Consider the following 14,085-nt stretch of genomic DNA (forward strand, 5'->3'; position numbering starts at 1 on the left):
GCGGGCACGGGAAGGCGACCCTAACCGACGTAGGGTTGATTGCGGGATGGTCCGTGGGACGACCCCGCCCGGGCAGCCGCCTCGAAGGAGGTCCAGTTCAGTGACCAGCCAGGTCAGCAGGACAACGGAACAGGCCGACGGAACCGTCGTGGGAGAACAGCGCAGGCCGGGCGGTGTGAAGGCCGTCCGGCGCCTCGATCGGGTGATCATCCGGTTCGCGGGGGACTCGGGTGACGGTATGCAGCTCACCGGTGACCGGTTCACGTCGGAGACCGCGTCCTTCGGCAACGATCTCTCGACCCTCCCCAACTTCCCCGCCGAGATCCGTGCCCCGGCAGGCACCCTGCCCGGGGTCTCCTCATTCCAGTTGCACTTCGCCGACCACGACATCCTCACCCCCGGGGACGCGCCGAACGTACTGGTCGCGATGAACCCGGCCGCGCTGAAAGCCAACATCGGGGACCTGCCGCGCGGCGCGGAGATCATCGTCAACACGGACGAGTTCACCAAACGGGCGATGCAGAAGGTCGGTTACGACGCCTCCCCCCTGGAGGACGGCTCACTGGACGGCTACAGCCTCCATCCGGTGCCGCTGACCACCCTGACGGTGGAAGCCCTCAAAGAATTCGACCTCACCCGTAAAGAGGCCGAGCGCAGCAAGAACATGTTCGCGCTCGGCCTCTTGTCATGGATGTACCACCGGCCCACCGAGGGCACGGAACGGTTCCTCAAGCAGAAGTTCGCCCGCAAACCCGAGGTCATGAACGCCAACCTGGCGGCCTTCCGCGCGGGCTGGAACTTCGGGGAGACGACCGAGGACTTCGCGGTCTCCTATGAGATCGCCCCGGCGACCACCGCGTTCCCGGTGGGCACGTACCGCAACATCTCCGGGAACCTGGCCCTGGCCTACGGCCTGGTCGCCGCGTCCCGCCAGGCCGACCTGCCGCTCTTCCTCGGCTCGTACCCGATCACCCCGGCCTCCGACATCCTCCACGAACTGTCCAAGCACAAGAACTTCGGTGTGCGGACCTTCCAGGCCGAGGACGAGATCGCCGGGATCGGCGCGGCACTGGGCGCGGCCTTCGGCGGCTCGCTCGCCGTCACCACCACCTCCGGCCCGGGCGTGGCGCTGAAGGCGGAGACGGTGGGGCTCGCGGTGTCGCTGGAGCTGCCGCTGCTGGTCGTCGACATCCAGCGCGGCGGGCCGTCCACCGGCTTGCCCACCAAGACCGAGCAGGCCGACCTGCTCCAGGCGATGTACGGCCGCAACGGCGAGGCCCCCGTCCCGGTGGTCGCTCCGCGGACCCCGGCCGACTGCTTCGACGCGGCGCTGGAGGCCGCCCGGATCGCGCTGACGTACAGAACCCCGGTGATGCTTCTCTCCGACGGCTACCTGGCCAACGGCAGCGAGCCGTGGCGCATCCCGGAGCTGACGGAACTCCCCGACCTGCGCGTCCAGTTCGCCCAGGGTCCCAACCACGTCCTCGACGACGGCACCGAGGTCTTCTGGCCGTACAAACGCGACCCGCAGACACTCGCCCGCCCGTGGGCGATCCCGGGCACGCCCGGTCTCGAGCACCGGATCGGCGGCATCGAGAAGCAGGACGGCACGGGCAACATCTCCTACGACCCCGCCAACCACGACTTCATGGTCCGTACCCGGCAGGCCAAGATCGACGGCATCGACGTCCCGGACATCGAGGTCGACGACCCGGACGGCGCGCGCACCCTGGTCCTGGGCTGGGGTTCGACCTACGGGCCGATCACGGCCGCGGTACGGCGGCTGCGCCGGGCCGGCGAGGCGATCGCGCAGGCGCACCTGCGCCACCTCAACCCCTTCCCCCGCAACCTGGGTGCGGTCCTGGGGCGGTACGACAAGGTGGTGATCCCCGAGATGAACCTCGGCCAGCTCGCCACCCTCATCCGGGCGAAGTACCTCGTGGACGCGCATTCGTACAACCAGGTCAACGGCATGCCGTTCAAGGCCGAGCAGCTCGCCGAGGCGCTCAAGGAGGCCATCCATGACTGACACCGCCGACGGACTGCTCCAGCTCGTCCCCAAGGCCGCGGCCAAGCAGTCCATGAAGGACTTCAAGTCCGACCAGGAGGTGCGCTGGTGCCCGGGCTGCGGTGACTACGCGATCCTGGCCGCCGTGCAGGGGTTCATGCCGGAACTCGGGCTGGCGAAGGAGAACATCGTCTTCGTCTCCGGCATCGGCTGTTCCTCCCGCTTCCCGTACTACATGAACACCTACGGGATGCACTCCATCCACGGCCGCGCCCCCGCCATCGCCACCGGACTCGCCACCTCCCGCCGGGACCTGAGCGTCTGGGTCGTCACCGGGGACGGCGACGCCCTCTCCATCGGCGGCAACCACCTCATCCACGCCCTGCGCCGCAACGTCAACCTGAAGATCCTCCTCTTCAACAACCGGATCTACGGGTTGACGAAGGGCCAGTACTCACCGACCTCCGAAGTCGGGAAAATCACCAAGTCGACACCGATGGGTTCCCTGGACGCCCCGTTCAACCCGGTGTCCCTGGCGATCGGCGCCGAGGCGTCCTTCGTGGCCCGCACCATCGACTCCGACCGCAAGCACCTCACCGACGTGCTGCGCCAGGCCGCCGCCCACCCGGGCACGGCCCTGATCGAGATCTACCAGAACTGCAACATCTTCAACGACGGCGCCTTCGACACCCTCAAGGACAAGCAGTCCGCCGACGAGGCGGTGATCCGCCTGGAGCACGGACAACCCATCCGCTTCGGCACCGACGGCACACGCGGAGTCGTACGCGACCGGCTGACCGGTGACCTGACGGTGGTCGACGTGACCCCGGACAACGAGTCCGAGATCCTCGTCCACGACGCCCACTCCGCCTCCCCCACCACGGCCTTCGCGCTCTCCCGGCTGGCCGACCCGGACACCCTGCACCACACGCCCATCGGCGTGCTCCGCTCGGTGGAACGGCCCGTCTACGACGTCCAGATGTCCGACCAGCTGGACACGGCGGTGGAGCAGCACGGCAAGGGCGACCTGGGGGCGCTGCTGGCCGGCGGGGACACCTGGACGGTCGTCGGCTGACCGTCATCGAGCAGTGACCGCGAAGCGGGGCCGGACACGGTGTCCGGCCCCGCTTCGCGTTCAGGCGCGCTTCGCCTCGTCGTACGCCTCCCGGGCCCGGGTCACGTCCGCCATCCGCCGCTCCGTCCACAGCGCCAGGTCCCGTACCTGCCGGGCCGCCTCGCGTCCGAGGTCGGTGAGGGAGTAGTCGACCCGGGGCGGGATGACGGGTTTGGCGTCCCGGTGGACCAGGCCGTCCCGTTCCAGGGTCTGGAGGGTCTGGGTGAGCATCTTCTCGCTGACCCGGCCGATGGCGCGGCGCAGTTCGCTGAAGCGGTGGGGGCGCTCGAGGAGCTCGATCAGGACCAGGACACCCCAGCGGCTGGTGACGTGCTCCAGGACCAGGCGGTACGGGCACATCGCCTCACCGACGACGTACTTGTCGGCACTCCCGGCGGGCGCGTCGGGACGGTTCTCGACTTCAGGGGTACTTACTGCCATGCCAGTACCTTACTTCAAAGTGGGTACTTTCTTTCAGTTAGCGCACCTCCTAGGGTTAGTGACATCGGAACCCCACAAGGAGATCGCAGACCATGAGCATCGTTGTCACCGGAGCCACCGGACACCTCGGCCGTCACGTCGTGACGCAGTTGCTGGAGAAGGTCCCGGCCGAACAGATCACCGCCGTAGTCCGCGACAAGGCCAAGGCCGCCAACTTCGCCGCCCGGGGCGTCAACATCGCCGTCGCCGACTACAACTCCCCCGAGACCTTCGACAGCCTCTTCGCCCCCGGCGACAAGGTGCTGCTGATCTCGGGCAACGAGTTCGACAAGGGCCGCCCGCAGCAACACAAGGTCGTCATCGACGCGGCAAAGGCGGCCGGCGTGGCCCTGCTCGCGTACACCAGCGCCCCGGGCGGCATGACGGCGTCCCTGGTGGACGACCACCGCGCCACCGAGGAGCTGCTGCTCGCCTCCGGCCTGCCCTACACCCTGCTGCGCAACGGCTGGTACCACGAGAACTACACCGAGAACCTCGCCCCGGTGCTGGAGCACAACGCCGTCGTCGCGGCCGCCGGCGAGGGCCGGGTCTCCTCGGCCTCCCGCGCGGACTACGCGGCCGCCGCCGTCGCCGTACTGACCGGCGAGGGCCACGAGAACCAGACGTACGAGCTGGGCGGCGACGTCGCCTGGAGCTTCGACGAGTACGCGGCCGAGATCGCGCGGCAGACCGGCAAGGAGATCGCCTACAACTCCGTGCCCGGCGAGGTGCTCCAGTCCATCCTCACCGGCGCCGGTCTGCCGGAGGCGTTCGCCACCATCCTGGTCGGTGTCGACGCGTCGATCGCCAAGGGCGAGCTGGTCGTCGACTCCGGCGACCTCTCCCGCCTGGCCGGCCGCCCGACCTCCCCGATCTCCGAGGCCGTCGCGGATGCGCTGAAGTAGGCCCCGAGCCGGGCACGCCCAAGAGGGCCGCGAGACGCCCGGGAGCATCCACCCCCGCCTGTCATGACCGTATGCCGATACGGCCATGACAGACGGGGGTGCTCGGCGCTACCTTCGTCCCGGTGTGCTGGAGCTGGGCGTGAGGAGGGCCGGTGGCCGAGATATCGAGGGGTGAGCGGCGGACAGGGCTGGTGAACGGCTTCGCGGCCTACGGGATGTGGGGCCTGGTCCCCCTCTTCTGGCCGCTGCTGAAGCCCGCCGGGGCCCTGGAGATCCTGGCCCACCGGATGGTGTGGTCCCTGGTCTTCGTCGCCGCCGCGCTGGCCTTCGTACGGCGCTGGGCCTGGGCCGGTGAGCTGCTGCGGCAGCCGCGCCGACTGGCACTGGTGACGGTCGCCGCCGCCGTGATCACCGTCAACTGGGGCGTCTACATCTGGGCCGTGAACTCCGGGCACGTCGTCGAGGCCTCACTCGGCTACTTCATCAACCCCCTGGTGACCATCGCCATGGGCGTGCTGCTGCTGAAGGAACGGCTGCGGCCCGCGCAGTGGACGGCGGTGGGCGTCGGCTTCGCCGCCGTGGTCGTGCTGACCGTGGGGTACGGGCAGCCGCCGTGGATCTCACTCGTCCTCGCCTTCTCCTTCGCGACCTACGGACTCGTCAAGAAGAAGGTCAACCTCGGCGGCGTGGAGTCACTCGCGGCGGAGACGGCGATCCAGTTCCTGCCCGCGCTCGGCTATCTGCTGTGGCTGGCCGGCCACGGCAAGTCCAGCTTCGTCAACGACGGTGCCGGGCACGCCGCGCTGCTGGCCTCCACCGGCATCGTCACCGCGCTCCCGCTGGTCTGCTTCGGCGCCGCCGCGATCCGCGTCCCGCTCTCCACGCTCGGTCTGCTGCAGTACCTGGCGCCGGTCTTCCAGTTCCTGCTCGGCATCCTCTACTTCCACGAGGCGATGCCCGCCGAGCGCTGGGCCGGCTTCGCCCTGGTCTGGGTCGCCCTCGCCCTGCTCACCTGGGACGCGCTGCGCACGGCCCGCCGGTCCGCGCGGGCGCTCGCGGCGGCGGCCGTGGCCCGGTCGGTGACGGTGGCCGCGGAGACCCCCAAAAGTCAGGTGTGAGGCCGACGGCCGTCGGCTATAAGTGGGCGGCATGACGCAGACGCCCGCACCCCTGCACTGGAAACTCGTCGTCGACGCCCGCGACCCGCACGCACAGGCCGACTTCTGGGCCGCCGCACTGCACTATGCGGTCGAGGACAACAGCGCGCTGGTCGCACGCCTGCTGGAACTGGGCGCGCTGCCCGGCGCGGCGACCGTGGAGCACCACGGCCGCGCCGCCTTCCGCGACCTGATCGCCGTACGGCATCCGGACGACCCGTTCGACCAGGAACGCGGGACCGGGCTGGGGCGGCGGCTGCTGTTCCAGCGGGTGCCGGAAGGAAAGTCCGGCAAGAACCGGCTCCACATGGACCTGCACGCCGAGGCGGGCAAACGGGCGGACGAGGTGGCGCGGCTCGAAGGGCTGGGCGCGACGGTGGTACGGCATGTGTCCGAGCCGGCCGGGGAGTGGACGGTGATGGCCGACCCGGAGGGAAACGAGTTCTGCGTGCAGTGACCGACCGGCCGGCCGGCTGATCGACTGGCTGATCGGCCGGCCGGCTGACGCTCAGGCCCTCTCGGCCGCGCGGCGGGCGCGGTCGGTGAGGCGGCCCATCCGGGCGCGGGCGGACTCCAGTTCCTCCGGGTCGTCGGCGGCCGGGCCGTCCTCGGTGGTGAGCTGTGCCCACAGGTCGATCAGGTCGCGGCCGAGGCGCAGCCCGTGCTCCGGGTCGCGCACCGCGCGCCAGGCGGTGGCCGCGCTCCGCACGTTCCCGTACGCCCCCTCGCCGTCCCGGGCCTGCCGGTGCTGCCGGGCCAGGTCGAGGGAGAGGTGGAAGGCGCGCAGCGGGTCACCCGCCAGGTAGGCGATGTAGGCGGTCAGCTCACGCAGGTGCAGCACCTCGGTGTGACCGTCACCGAGGGTCGCGGAGGCCTCGGCGACGGTGCGCTCCGCGAGCTCGGCCGCCACTTCGATACGGCCCGCCCGGACGGCCTCGTTGATCCGCGACACCGGCTCGGTGAGCAGCGCGGCCCCCTCCGCGGTCACGGTCACGGGCTCGTCCCCGAGCACCTCCTCGGCGACGGCGTCGAAGCCGCGGGCCGGGGTGTGCCTGGGGTCGGGGTCGAAGACACCGGCGGATTCGGGTTCCACGAGGGGTTCTACGAGGGGCTCGACACGGGGCTCGACACGAGGGTCGGTCCAGGGCGCCGCCGGCTGGGATCCGATGACGGGCTGAGCGGGTACGACGGCGGATGCGGGCGCAACGGCGGGGGCGGAGGCGGGTACGGCGGCAGGGGCGGGGGTTCCGTCCATGACGGGCGCCGGGCCGAACACCCCGGTCGGCGGCTGGACCGTGCCCGGCGCCGGCGGTGCCGCGACCGGCGGTTCGGGGACCGCTCGTAGAGGGAACGCGGGGGCCGCTTTGGTAACCGCCGCTGCCGTAGCCGCCGCTTCCGTAGCCGCCGCTTCCGTAACCACTGCCTCCGCGACCGGCGTGCCCGTGCCCTGCGTGCCAGCCGCCGGTCGTTCGTCGACGGCGTGCAGGAGGTGCGTCGACCGGTCCCGGCGGGGCTGCTGCGCCGATTCCTGGGGGACGGGCGCGTTCGGTGTACCGGGCACGGTCATCCGTACCGGGTCGCCGGTGAAGCTGCTGGAGCCGTCCACGTTCACCTGGAGGCGGACGACATAGCCGATGCGGCTGTCGTGAACCGTGGCGAGGACGGGACGGCCGGTGGAGTGAGCAAGGCGCTGGAGGTGGTTGAGTACCGCCTGCTGGGGCTCCTCCCCGGGCGCGGGGAACAGCGGTACACCGTCCACCGTCGCGGCTCCGCCCGTGACGCGGACCTCGACCGGTTCCGCCGACCGGTCGGTCTGCTGAGCTTCCCGCTTCGTCTCGCGGCTGAGTCGGGACATCGGCCCTCATTCCCCCGGCGTCACCGTCCGGTCGTACCCGTGCGTACGGTCAAGTCTGGCCGCTCCCCTCGGCCCACGCGTCACCGCGACGTCACAGCCTCGCATCAGGAAGGGAGCCACCCGGTGTCCCGGCCCCCCGGCGTCCGACGCGTGACCCCTGGCGAAATTGAATGCGCACGCATAAGATGCAGGCACAGTTATTCATCGCGCGCCGCTCACCTGGGGGATCTCGTGACTCGCCGTTTCCTGTTCGTGCTGGGCAGTTCCCGTCTCGACGGCAACACCGAGCTGCTGGCACGCCGAGCCGCCGAACAGCTGCCCGAGGACGTAGAACAGCGGTGGATCAGCCTGGCCGACCATCCGCTGCCGGATTTCGTGGATCTGCGACGCGACGCCGACCATGTGCGGGCGCCCTCCGACACCAACACCGGGCTGCTGCTCGACGCCACGCTCGCCGCGACCGACATCGTGATCGTCTCGCCGGTGTACTGGTACTCGGTGTCCGGCCTCACCAAGCGCTACCTGGACTACTGGTCGGGCTGGCTGCGCACCCCCGGTATCGACTTCAAGGCGACCCTGGCGGGGCGCGCCCTGTGGGGGGTGGCCGTGCTGGCGGACCTCGAGCCCTCCGTCGCCGATCCCTACGCCGGTCTGCTCCACAACTCGGCCGCCTACATGGGTATGCGCTTCGGCGGGGTGCTGCTCGGCAACGGCAGCGCGCGAGGGGATGTCCTCAAGGACACCGAGGCGCTGGCCCGGGCCAAGGAGTTCTTCGCCCAGGAGGCGCCCCTGGCCCGCTTCGCGGTGCGGGAGGCCGCCCCCGCCGTTACGCCGTGATGTCCTTCGTCGTGAACCGCGCCCAGGCCGCGGACCCGAACACCGCCACGTACAGGGCCTGCAGCTCCAGGTTTCTGACCAGGTCGTCCCAGTAGACGGGGTCGCGCACCAGGTCGGCGAAGGACAGCCAGTAGTGGGAGAAGAAGTACGGCTGGAGCGCGTGCAGCTGGGGGATCTGGTCGAGGATCTGGACGGTGATCAGCAGTCCGACGGTGGTCGCCATCGCCGCGATGCCGCTGCTGGTCAGCGTGGACACGAACAGGCCCAGCGCCGCTATGCCGGTCAGGGAGGCCGCCACCACCAGGGCGATCAGCAGGGCCCGGCCGAGGCCCTCCGTGAACGAGATCTGGGTGCCGGAGATGGTGGTCACGTCGCCCAGCGGGAAGAGGATCGCGCCGACGGCGAGGGCGGAGGCGGCCACCACCAGGGTGGCCAGCAGACAGAAGGCCATCGTCGTCGCGTACTTGGTGAGCAGCAGCCGGGTGCGGCCTGCCGGGGCGACCAGCAGATAGCGCAGGGTGCCCGAGCTGGCCTCGCCGGCGATCGCGTCCCCGGCCACCACCCCGACGGCCATCGGAAGGAAGAACGGGAGGGTCGCGGCCAGTGCCGTGAACACCAGGAACAGTCCGTTGTTCGTGATCTGCGCGATGAACGCGGGGCCGCCGCCCCCGCCGCCGCCTCCTCCGCCGACCTGGCCGTCGCCCCCCGTCTCGATCTTGACGGCGATCCCGACCAGGACCGGCACCGCCGCCAGGACGCCGAGCAGCGCGAGGGTGCGCCAGCGCCGCAGAGTGACGGCCAGCTCACTGCGGAGCAGGCCGAGGGTCCACAGCGGGTTCGACCGTACGGCCGTTCGTTCCACGGCCGCCACGTCAGCCTGCGACATCGAAGCCCTCCCCGGTCAGCGCCACGAACGCGTCCTCCAGCGAGGCCCGTTCGAGTGTGAAGCCGCGTACCCGCACGCCCGCCGCGACGAGCGCCGCGTTGACCTCGGCGAGGTCGCGCTCGGGGGGCTCGCCGGTCACCCGGTCCTCGGCGGTGACGACATCCGGGACGCCCTGTTCCTTGAGTACCCGGGCCGCCTCGCCGGTGTCCGGGGTGGTCACCACGAGCCGGCCGCGTGCCCCGGCCGCCAGGTCGGCCACCGCGCCCTGGGTGATCAGGCGGCCCTGCGCCATCACGGCGGCGTGGGTGCAGACCTGCTCGATCTCGTCGAGGAGGTGGGAGGAGAGAAAGACGGTCGTGCCGTCCCCCGCCAGCTCCCGCACCAGGGAACGGATCTCCCGCATGCCCTGCGGGTCGAGGCCGTTGGTCGGCTCGTCCAGGACCAGCAGCTCGCGGGGCTGGAGCAGTGCGGCGGCCAGCCCCAGGCGCTGCTTCATGCCCAGGGAGTAGGCCTTCGCCTTCTTCGTGGCCGCGGCCGTCAGGCCCACCCGGTCCAGCGCGGCCTCGACGCGGGTGCGCCGGGTACGCGGGTCGGCGGTCGGGTCGGCGGCGTCGTACCGCAGCAGATTGTCGCGGCCGGAGAGGAAGCCGTACAGCGCCGGGCCCTCGATGAGGGCTCCGACCTGGGGCAGTACGGTGCGGCAGGCGCGTGGCATCGGGCGGCCCAGGACGCGGGCCGTGCCCGAGGTGGGCGTGATCAGGCCCATCAGCATGCGGATGGTGGTGGTCTTGCCGGAGCCGTTCGGACCGAGGAAGCCGAAGACGCTGCCCGCCGGGACGGTCAGATCGAGACCGTCCACGGCGAGCTGTCCGCCGCGGTAGCGCTTGGTGAGGCCGCGGGTGTCGATGACGCTCGCGCGTGCCGGGTCGTCCTGGCCCGGGCCGTCCTGGCCCTGGTCGTCCTGGCCCTGGTCCTCCGACTCCGGCTCCGTGGCGGACGGTTGGTCCATCGGCTCCCTCGATTCGTCGTGCGGCACAGGCTAGCGGGGTACCTGTCCCGCCCTTGCTACCCCGCGTTCGCCGCCTTCACCAGTGCCGCCTTGTCCACCGCGCCGACGTAGACCTTGCCGTCGTCCGTCATCAGAGCGTTGATCAGCCGGGTGGAGAAGACCGTGCCCTTGCCGAACTTGCCGGAGACCGGGTCGCCGAGCGAGCCGAGGAAGCCGCCGAGGTCACCGCCGGAGGCGGAGTCGCCGGGCAGCCCGCCCTTGCTGCCGGTGTCGAGGACGGCTATGGAGTTCCAGCCCTTTCCGAGGACGTCGAAGCCGTTCTTGCCGAGCTCCTCGGATCCGCCCTGACCAGGCGACTTCGTAATCTTGTCGCCCTTGTCGCCCTTGTCGGCCCGGTGCGCCTTGTCGAGGCTGTCGCCCTCGGTGACCTTGGCGCCCTTGGGCGGGGTGAAGTCGAAGGTCGAGGCGGCCGGCTCGGCGAAGCTGACCTGGGTGTAGCCGGCGTCGATCACGGCCGCGCCGCCGCTCGACGGGGTGAGCGTGAACTTCAGCGGAGTACCGGTCTTGGCGTCCACCGCGATGCTGATCGCGCCTACCGTCGTACCGGACTGCTTGGGCTTGATGACGAGCCGGTAGGCGTCACGGCCGGCCACCTGGGCGGTGCCGTCGACCTTCACCGACGTGGTGTCGTCGACCGACTTGAGGACCTCGTCGGCGAAGTCCTTGGGCGTGGCCGGGGCTTCGTGCTGCTCGGCCTTGCCGGAGTCGGCGGCGGTGGAGTGGTAGACCTCGTTGGACTTGCTGTCGTAGCCCCACACGTCCGTGCCGTTGTGGATGAGGCTGTACTCGGCGCCGCTCTCCAGCAGCGACACCTTCTGCTTCTCGGGGCCGTCGGCGGCCACGCGCAGCGTGTGCGTGCCGGAGGCCAGCTCGGTGAGCTTGGTCGACGGGTCGGCGGACGAGCCGTCGCCGCCCTGGGCCGCGCCGGACATCAGGCCGCTCTCCAGACCGCCGAGGTCGGGCAGGCCCAGGTCGGTGCTGATCTTCACCGTGCCGGACAGCTGCTGCACGTCTGACTTGGCGATCTTGTCGATGAGTTGCTGAGCGGTGATCTTCGGCAGGTCGGGGTCGCCGGAGTCGGCGAGCGCCGGAACCAGCCCGATCGTGGCCGCGGCCACCCCCATGACCGCGACCGGGACGACGTATCGCGCGGCCTTGCGCCGCCGCTCGGCGCGCAGCTCGTCGTCGGCCTGCGCGGCCCCCGTGCTGTCCTCGGTTTCGTACGGTGCCATGTGTGCCTTACCTCCGTCGTCGGCGGCGGCTGTGCTCGCACGTGTTCCCACCCTGAGCCGCCATTCTCACCCGAATCGGTGAGCGGTGGTGATTTCCGTGGTTTCCATCTCACCAAATCGGGGCCTCTCAAGCGTCAGACCCGGGAGCCAACTCCGTGTACGCCTGCGGTATGACACAAGGGTGGAGGCGCCTCCCCCGACCCGTAGGGGTCGTGCGGCGAAGGCGCCTCCTGTCCTGCTGTCACGTGCCATGTTCACTCAGTGTCACTGAATGAACACGTAGTCGGCCCGGTAGGGGACGCCGACGACGGCACCCGGGGTGCAGGAGCCGGCCGGGGCCACGCCGCCGACGGTGTTCAGGCGCAGGATCTCGCCGGTGTGCGCGAGCAGGCCGTGCTTCTTGCCCGACCGGGTGGTCGTGAGATCCAGCTCGGGGATGTTGCCGTCGCCGTTCGGCGTCTTGGTCAGGACGGTCCCGGTGACCGCGCTGCCGTCGGGGGCGACCCACTGCGGGGTGCCGGAGCCGGGTGCGACGAAGGAGTGCCGGATGCCGCCGCCGAGCTTGGCGCTGACGTCACGCTGGGCGAAGGCATAGCCGCCGCCGTCGGCCGCCTTGCACTCGTAGATCTGCTTGCCGGTGATGACGGAGGCCTGGAGGCCGCCGCCCTTGAGGTCGGTGACGGTGGTGACGGCGTGCAGCTGGCCGCGAATCGCCCCGCCCGGGAACTGGGCGGTGTGCAGGTTGGCGTAGAAGGCGCCGGGGTCGGTGGTGAGCTGCTTGAGCAGGGCCTTGTCGGTGACCTTGACACTGCCGGTGACGCTGTGGCCCTTGGCCTTCTTCAGCAGCTTCCCGAAGTCGATCTTCACCCCGCCGTTGGCGCCCTTGGCGCCCTGGTGGATGTGCAGGTCGGTCGGCCTGCCGGTGCCGCGCCAGGTCACGGCGACGGTCACCTTGTCCCCCTTGACCTGGATGAACTCCAGCGCCACGCCGTCCTTGTCCCCGACGGCGGGCCCACCGGCGACGGGTACCTCGTTGGCGCCGCGCAGACTGGCGACGAGGACGACGGAGCGGCTGGAGCCGGTGGAGCTGTGGCCGACGGAGCCGAGCCGGGCCGGGCTGTGGCTGGTGACGGCGGATGCCGGGACGGCGGCACCGCCGAGAGCGGTCACGGTGATGGCTGCGGCGACAAGGCTCTTGCGACGCGTTGCGTTGATGACCATGATTCCGTTTTCTCCCCCCTGTGTCAGCCGACGCCCCCTGCGTCGGCTTCTGGGGAGGGGTACGGAACAGATCCTAGATTGGACTCAGTCCAGCAGTGTGACGTGCATCACGACGATTGGCCCCGCGGGCTCGGCCTCTCGGGGGAACCGGGTCGGCAGAACCGGCCGGGGGCTATCCCGCCCGGTGCACCACCGCGTCGCACAGCTCCAGGAGCGTCACCTTCGCGTCGCATTCGGTCAGCGGCGCCAGTGCGGCCCGGGCCTCCTCCGCGTACCGGACCGTGTCCCGGCGCGCCTGCTCCAGCGCCGGATGCGCCCGCAGGGCTGTCAGGGCCTCCGCGTGCCGCGCGTCGTCCGTGAGGTCGGAGTCCAGCAGCTCGCACAGCGCGATGTCCTCGGCCATCCCCAGCCGCGCCGCCCGCTCCCGCAGCCGGAGCACCGGAAGCGTGGGGATGCCCTCGCGGAGGTCGGTCCCCGGGGTCTTGCCGGACTCGTGGGAGTCGGAGGCGATGTCCAGGACGTCGTCGGCGAGCTGGAAGGCGACACCGAGGCGTTCGCCGTACTGGGTGAGGACGTCCACGACCGTCTCGTCGGCGCCGGACATCATCGCACCGAAGCGGCAGGAGACCGCGACCAGCGAGCCGGTCTTGCCGCCGAGCACGTCGAGGTAGTGGTCGACCGGGTCACGCCCGTCCGAGGGACCCGCCGTCTCCAGGATCTGGCCCGTCACCAACCGTTCGAACGCGAGGGCCTGGACGCGCACCGCCTCGGGTCCGAGGTCGGCGAGGATCTGCGAGGCGCGGGCGAAGAGGAAGTCGCCGGTGAGGACGGCGACCGAGTTGCCCCAGCGGGTGTTGGCGCTGTCGACCCCGCGCCGCACGGCCGCCTCGTCCATGACGTCGTCGTGGTACAGCGTGGCGAGGTGGGTCAGCTCGACGACCACGGCCGATGGCACGACACCCGGCGCGTACGGGTCACCGAACTGCGCGGCCAGCATCACCAGCAGCGGCCGGAACCGCTTCCCGCCGGCCCGCACGAGGTGCTGCGCGGCTTCGGTGATGAACGGGACCTCACTTTTGGTGGCTTCTAGCAAGCCCTCCTCGACAGCCGTCAATCCGGCCTGGACATCGGCTTCCAGAGCCTGGTCCCGCACGCTCAGCCCGAACGGCCCGACGGTCACGAGGGGTCTCCTGTCTGCTGGTGTCCACTGGCGATTACACGGTTTGTCGATAGGTCGCTGCCATCACTCAAGTCAGCGTATCCGGTCAGGTTTCGATCACCGAGGGCGCCCACCGTTACACCCCGGGCGCTATCGGATCAC

Annotated in this window: 13 protein-coding genes; 6 read left to right on the plus strand and 7 right to left on the minus strand. The window is 70.6% G+C overall.

All coding sequences use genetic code 11. The annotated features are described in order from the left end of the window. The first annotated feature begins 100 nt into the window (after window positions 1-100). Window positions 101-2,029 carry a 2-oxoacid:acceptor oxidoreductase subunit alpha gene (locus tag ACZ5K7_RS31885; protein ID WP_351693897.1) on the plus strand — a complete coding sequence of 643 codons (1,929 nt, stop codon included), beginning with the start codon at window positions 101-103 and terminating at the stop codon, window positions 2,027-2,029. Continuing rightward, window positions 2,022-3,083, plus strand: coding sequence for a 2-oxoacid:ferredoxin oxidoreductase subunit beta (locus tag ACZ5K7_RS31890; RefSeq protein ID WP_351693900.1), 1,062 nt, complete (start codon window positions 2,022-2,024; stop codon window positions 3,081-3,083). The genes ACZ5K7_RS31885 and ACZ5K7_RS31890 overlap by 8 nt, the downstream gene beginning before the upstream one ends. A 60-nt stretch (window positions 3,084-3,143) precedes the next feature. Here the strand turns inward: ACZ5K7_RS31890 and ACZ5K7_RS31895 are convergent, their stop codons facing one another. Next, on the minus strand, window positions 3,144-3,482 hold the full coding sequence (locus tag ACZ5K7_RS31895; protein ID WP_468918858.1) for a winged helix-turn-helix transcriptional regulator: 339 nt from the start codon (window positions 3,480-3,482) through the stop codon (window positions 3,144-3,146). 173 nt (window positions 3,483-3,655) lie between these two features. On the opposite strand from ACZ5K7_RS31895, the gene ACZ5K7_RS31900 reads away from it, so the two are divergent. The 3 genes from ACZ5K7_RS31900 to ACZ5K7_RS31910 all read left to right on the plus strand — a co-directional run bounded on the left by ACZ5K7_RS31900 (window position 3,656) and on the right by ACZ5K7_RS31910 (window position 6,121). Beyond that, window positions 3,656-4,507, plus strand: coding sequence for an SDR family oxidoreductase (locus ACZ5K7_RS31900; RefSeq protein ID WP_468918635.1), 852 nt, complete (start codon window positions 3,656-3,658; stop codon window positions 4,505-4,507). A 152-nt stretch (window positions 4,508-4,659) separates the two neighbouring features. After that, a complete protein-coding gene (gene rarD / locus ACZ5K7_RS31905) occupies window positions 4,660-5,625 on the plus strand; it encodes an EamA family transporter RarD (protein WP_468918638.1) in 966 nt (321 codons plus the stop codon). Between the two features lie 31 nt (window positions 5,626-5,656). After that, window positions 5,657-6,121 carry a VOC family protein gene (locus ACZ5K7_RS31910; protein ID WP_351693909.1) on the plus strand — a complete coding sequence of 155 codons (465 nt, stop codon included), beginning with the start codon at window positions 5,657-5,659 and terminating at the stop codon, window positions 6,119-6,121. A 51-nt stretch (window positions 6,122-6,172) separates the two neighbouring features. On the opposite strand, the gene ACZ5K7_RS31915 is transcribed toward ACZ5K7_RS31910, so the two are convergent. Continuing rightward, complete coding sequence (locus ACZ5K7_RS31915) at window positions 6,173-7,519, minus strand: tetratricopeptide repeat protein (protein WP_468918641.1); 1,347 nt, start codon at window positions 7,517-7,519, stop codon at window positions 6,173-6,175. A gap of 231 nt (window positions 7,520-7,750) precedes the next feature. Between ACZ5K7_RS31915 and ACZ5K7_RS31920 the strand changes: the two genes are divergently transcribed. Further along, window positions 7,751-8,356, plus strand: a complete 606-nt coding sequence (locus ACZ5K7_RS31920; protein ID WP_351693915.1) for a flavodoxin family protein — start codon at window positions 7,751-7,753, stop codon at window positions 8,354-8,356. Here ACZ5K7_RS31920 and ACZ5K7_RS31925 read toward each other — a convergent pair. The 5 genes from ACZ5K7_RS31925 to ACZ5K7_RS31945 form a co-directional block, all read right to left on the minus strand. Further along, window positions 8,346-9,242 carry an ABC transporter permease gene (locus ACZ5K7_RS31925; protein WP_351693918.1) on the minus strand — a complete coding sequence of 299 codons (897 nt, stop codon included), beginning with the start codon at window positions 9,240-9,242 and terminating at the stop codon, window positions 8,346-8,348. The genes ACZ5K7_RS31920 and ACZ5K7_RS31925 overlap by 11 nt on opposite strands. Then, window positions 9,229-10,251 carry an ABC transporter ATP-binding protein gene (locus ACZ5K7_RS31930; RefSeq protein WP_468918645.1) on the minus strand — a complete coding sequence of 341 codons (1,023 nt, stop codon included), beginning with the start codon at window positions 10,249-10,251 and terminating at the stop codon, window positions 9,229-9,231. Before ACZ5K7_RS31930 ends, ACZ5K7_RS31925 begins: the two co-directional genes overlap by 14 nt. Window positions 10,252-10,307: 56 nt before the next feature. Continuing rightward, window positions 10,308-11,543, minus strand: coding sequence for a LolA family protein (locus ACZ5K7_RS31935; RefSeq protein ID WP_468918648.1), 1,236 nt, complete (start codon window positions 11,541-11,543; stop codon window positions 10,308-10,310). Between the two features lie 264 nt (window positions 11,544-11,807). Further along, complete coding sequence (locus tag ACZ5K7_RS31940) at window positions 11,808-12,764, minus strand: CHRD domain-containing protein (protein WP_468918651.1); 957 nt, start codon at window positions 12,762-12,764, stop codon at window positions 11,808-11,810. 172 nt (window positions 12,765-12,936) lie between these two features. Continuing rightward, window positions 12,937-13,944 carry a polyprenyl synthetase family protein gene (locus ACZ5K7_RS31945; RefSeq protein WP_468918653.1) on the minus strand — a complete coding sequence of 336 codons (1,008 nt, stop codon included), beginning with the start codon at window positions 13,942-13,944 and terminating at the stop codon, window positions 12,937-12,939. Window positions 13,945-14,085: the final 141 nt, after the last annotated feature.

The organism is Streptomyces sp. NPDC031497, from assembly GCF_055580905.1.

What these genes read in the sequence shown, in the direction of transcription:
- ACZ5K7_RS31890 (WP_351693900.1), top strand. Translation starts at nt 2,022, where the DNA reads ATGACTGACACCGCCGACGGACTGCTCCAGCTCGTCCCCAAGGCCGCG.
- ACZ5K7_RS31895 (WP_468918858.1), bottom strand. Translation starts at nt 3,482, where the DNA reads ATGTGCCCGTACCGCCTGGTCCTGGAGCACGTCACCAGCCGCTGGGGT.
- ACZ5K7_RS31900 (WP_468918635.1), top strand. Translation starts at nt 3,656, where the DNA reads ATGAGCATCGTTGTCACCGGAGCCACCGGACACCTCGGCCGTCACGTC.
- ACZ5K7_RS31910 (WP_351693909.1), top strand. Translation starts at nt 5,657, where the DNA reads ATGACGCAGACGCCCGCACCCCTGCACTGGAAACTCGTCGTCGACGCC.
- ACZ5K7_RS31915 (WP_468918641.1), bottom strand. Translation starts at nt 7,519, where the DNA reads ATGTCCCGACTCAGCCGCGAGACGAAGCGGGAAGCTCAGCAGACCGAC.
- ACZ5K7_RS31925 (WP_351693918.1), bottom strand. Translation starts at nt 9,242, where the DNA reads ATGTCGCAGGCTGACGTGGCGGCCGTGGAACGAACGGCCGTACGGTCG.
- ACZ5K7_RS31930 (WP_468918645.1), bottom strand. Translation starts at nt 10,251, where the DNA reads ATGGACCAACCGTCCGCCACGGAGCCGGAGTCGGAGGACCAGGGCCAG.
- ACZ5K7_RS31935 (WP_468918648.1), bottom strand. Translation starts at nt 11,543, where the DNA reads ATGGCACCGTACGAAACCGAGGACAGCACGGGGGCCGCGCAGGCCGAC.
- ACZ5K7_RS31940 (WP_468918651.1), bottom strand. Translation starts at nt 12,764, where the DNA reads ATGGTCATCAACGCAACGCGTCGCAAGAGCCTTGTCGCCGCAGCCATC.